General features: G+C 47.9%; 2 protein-coding genes. Both read left to right on the forward strand.

The window, feature by feature from the left end; all coding sequences use genetic code 11:
- Positions 1 to 1,231: efflux RND transporter periplasmic adaptor subunit (locus CAG69_RS01625; protein WP_161442405.1), on the forward strand; the 1,231-nt coding region annotated here is incomplete at its 5' end.
- Between the two features lie 2 nt (positions 1,232 to 1,233).
- A partial coding sequence (locus tag CAG69_RS01630) for an efflux RND transporter permease subunit (protein WP_161442407.1) occupies positions 1,234 to 3,327 on the forward strand: 2,094 nt, incomplete at its 3' end.

Consider the following 3,327-nt stretch of genomic DNA (forward strand, 5'->3'; position numbering starts at 1 on the left):
GTACTCGCCTGAGCTAGTCAAAGCACAAGAAGAGCTGCTGAACGCCTACCGAACTGGGCGTAATGGCCTAGTGAAAGGCGCGACAGAACGTTTAGTGACACTGGGTGTTGATCGTTCTCAAATCAGAGCCATCACTCAACGCGGGAAAGCATCGCAAACTATTGAAATTAAAGCTCCGGAAGATGGCGTCATCGCGAGTTTGAACGTTCGTGAAGGTGGTTACCTATCCCCAGCTCAAGCGGTAATCAGCGCGGGCCCACTTGAAAACGTATGGGTGGATGCCGAAGTATTTGAGCGCCAAGCTCACTGGATGAAAGCAGGAAGTAGCGCCACTATGACGCTTGATGCTATTCCAGGCAATGAATGGAAAGGGGTTGTCGACTACGTATACCCTATTCTGGATCCTAAAACTCGTACCTTGCGTGTACGCCTCAAGTTCCCTAACCCGAATGGCGATCTTAAACCTAATATGTTTGCCAACATTGCCCTTCAACCAGTCACTGATAACGCAGTTATGACGATTCCTAAGTCTTCCGTTATTCGATCCGGCGGTATGACCCGAGTCGTGTTGTCTGAAGGCGATGGTAAATACCGCTCAACGCGCATCAAAGTTGGGCGTGAAGCCGACGACAAAATCGAGGTGCTGCAAGGTCTGTCTCAAGATGATCGCATCGTAACCTCTGCACACTTTATGTTGGATTCGGAATCAAGCCAAACGGCTGATCTATCCCGTATTTCATCACCGACCGAAGCCAAAGTAGAAACAGTTTGGGCTAAGGGTGAAATCACCGATGTGATGAAAGATCACCGTATGTTGACCATTAATCATCAGCCCGTAGCAAAGTGGGATTGGCCGGGTATGGTCATGAACTTTACCCTCGCAGATGACGTTGATGTGGGCACTCTGCAAAAAGGCCAAGCTATCGAGTTTGAAATTCAGAAAACAGAGTCCGGTCAATATGAAGTCGTTGACTACAAAGCCGATGACAGCGTTGTCGTGACTGACGTATGGATTACCGGAGATATCAGCATGTTGATGGCGGATTTTGGCATGATTACTCTCAACCACCTCCCAGTTGCAGAATGGAACTGGGAGGCAGGAGAGATGAACTTCTCTGTAGGTGATGAAGTGGATTTATCCGGTTTCAAGGAAGGTCAGAAAGTCCGATTTCTAGTTGAAAAACAAGGAGCTGATTACGTATTGAAGCAACTTAAAGTGGTTGAGGGCTAACTATGATTGGAGCAATAATCCGCTGGTCGATCAAAAACCGTTTCATGGTTTTGATCGCAACCTTAGCGCTTGTTTTAACCGGACTTTACAGTGTAAAGAACACACCTGTAGACGCCATTCCGGATCTTTCTGATGTTCAGGTGATCATCAAAACAAGCTACCCAGGCCAAGCACCTCAAGTAGTTGAAGATCAAGTTACTTACCCGCTAACCACCGCCATGCTCGCCGTACCAGGAGCGGAAACCGTTCGTGGTTATTCATTCTTTGGTGACTCATATGTTTATATCATTTTTAACGATGATACCGACATGTATTGGGCACGTTCGCGCGTTTTAGAGTACCTAAGCCAAGTAGCACCTAAATTACCACCGAGTGCAAAACCGACATTAGGACCAGATGCAACGGGTGTGGGCTGGGTCTACAGCTATGTACTGCAAGATAAAACTGGCAACCATGATCTTGCTGATCTACGCAGTATGCAAGACTGGTTCTTGAAATATGAGCTGCAAACCGTCGATGGCGTCTCTGAAGTCGCAACCGTTGGCGGTATGGTGAAGCAATATCAAGTTCAGATTGACCCAGCTAAGCTACGTGCTTACAACCTGACACTGCAACAAGTGAACATGGCGATCCAAAACGGCAATCAGGAAACGGGCGCCTCTGTTGTTGAAGTAGCAGAAGCGGAACATATGGTTCGCACTACAGGTTACCTAACGAGTATTGAGGATATTGAATCACTCCCGCTCAAAGTGACAGAGAAAGGTACACCGCTCTTATTGGGCGACATTGCAGACATCAACTTAGGTCCGCAAATGCGTCGCGGCATCTCTGAGCTTAACGGCGAAGGTGAAGCGGTTGGTGGCGTTATTGTCATGCGATTCGGCGAAAACGCGAGTGAAGTCATCAGCAAAGTTAAAGACAAACTGGAAGATTTACAGCGCAGCTTACCGGATGGTGTAGAAATCGTGCCTACTTACGATCGCTCCACGCTGATTAACGCTGCCGTAGAAAACTTGTGGAAGAAATTGGCGGAAGAATTTATCGTCGTGGCGATTGTTTGTGCCCTCTTCCTATTTCACATCCGTTCGTCTTTGGTTATCGCGCTGAGCTTGCCCGTCGGTATTTTATCCGCGTTTATCGTCATGCATTCTCAAGGCATTAATGCCAACATCATGTCGCTCGGGGGGATTGCCATCGCCATCGGTGCAATGGTGGATGGTGCCATCGTAATGATAGAAAACGTCCACAAGCATATTGAACGAACGCCTCTCACGGATAAGAACCGCTGGCAAGTGATTGGCAAAGCCGCTGAAGAAGTGGGCGCGCCCCTGTTCTTCTCACTGCTTATCATCACGTTAAGCTTTGTGCCAGTGTTTGCACTGGAAGGTCAAGAAGGCAAGATGTTCTCCCCTCTCGCCTTTACTAAAACTTATGCAATGGCGGCAGCGGCAGGTTTGGCAATTACCCTCGTACCTGTGCTCATGGGTTATTTCATCCGTGGCAACGTATTACCAGAGCATAAGAATCCAGTAAATAGAGGCTTAATTGCGCTGTATCGCCCGTTGCTGAATACCAGCCTCAAGTATCCTAAGAGTATGATCGTTATCGCTTTAGGCCTAATGGCGTCAGCTTACTATCCAACCAGTCAACTGGGTAGCGAGTTCATCCCACCATTGGATGAAGGCGACTTGATGTACATGCCGACTACGTATCCGGGAATCTCGATTGGTAAAGCACGTGAACTAGTTCAGCAAACTAACAAACTGATCAAAACCGTGCCGGAAGTCAAAACGGTTTGGGGCAAGATTGGCCGTGCAGAAACGGCTACCGACCCTGCGCCACTCACTATGATTGAAACTGTTATTCAGCTAAAACCTCACGATCAATGGCGTGAAGGCGTGACGACAGAGTCGTTACGCAAAGAGTTCGATGAACTGATTCAGTTTCCAGGACTCACCAACGCTTGGGTAATGCCGATCAAAACGCGTATTGACATGCTGGCGACCGGTATTAAAACGCCAATTGGGATCAAAATCGCAGGCCCAGACCTGAAAGAGATCGAAAAAATTGGTGCTCAGCTGGAACCTATTCTTAAT

This window comes from Vibrio sp. V43_P6S15P86 (assembly GCF_009904725.1).
GTDB lineage: Bacteria > Pseudomonadota > Gammaproteobacteria > Enterobacterales > Vibrionaceae > Vibrio > Vibrio diabolicus.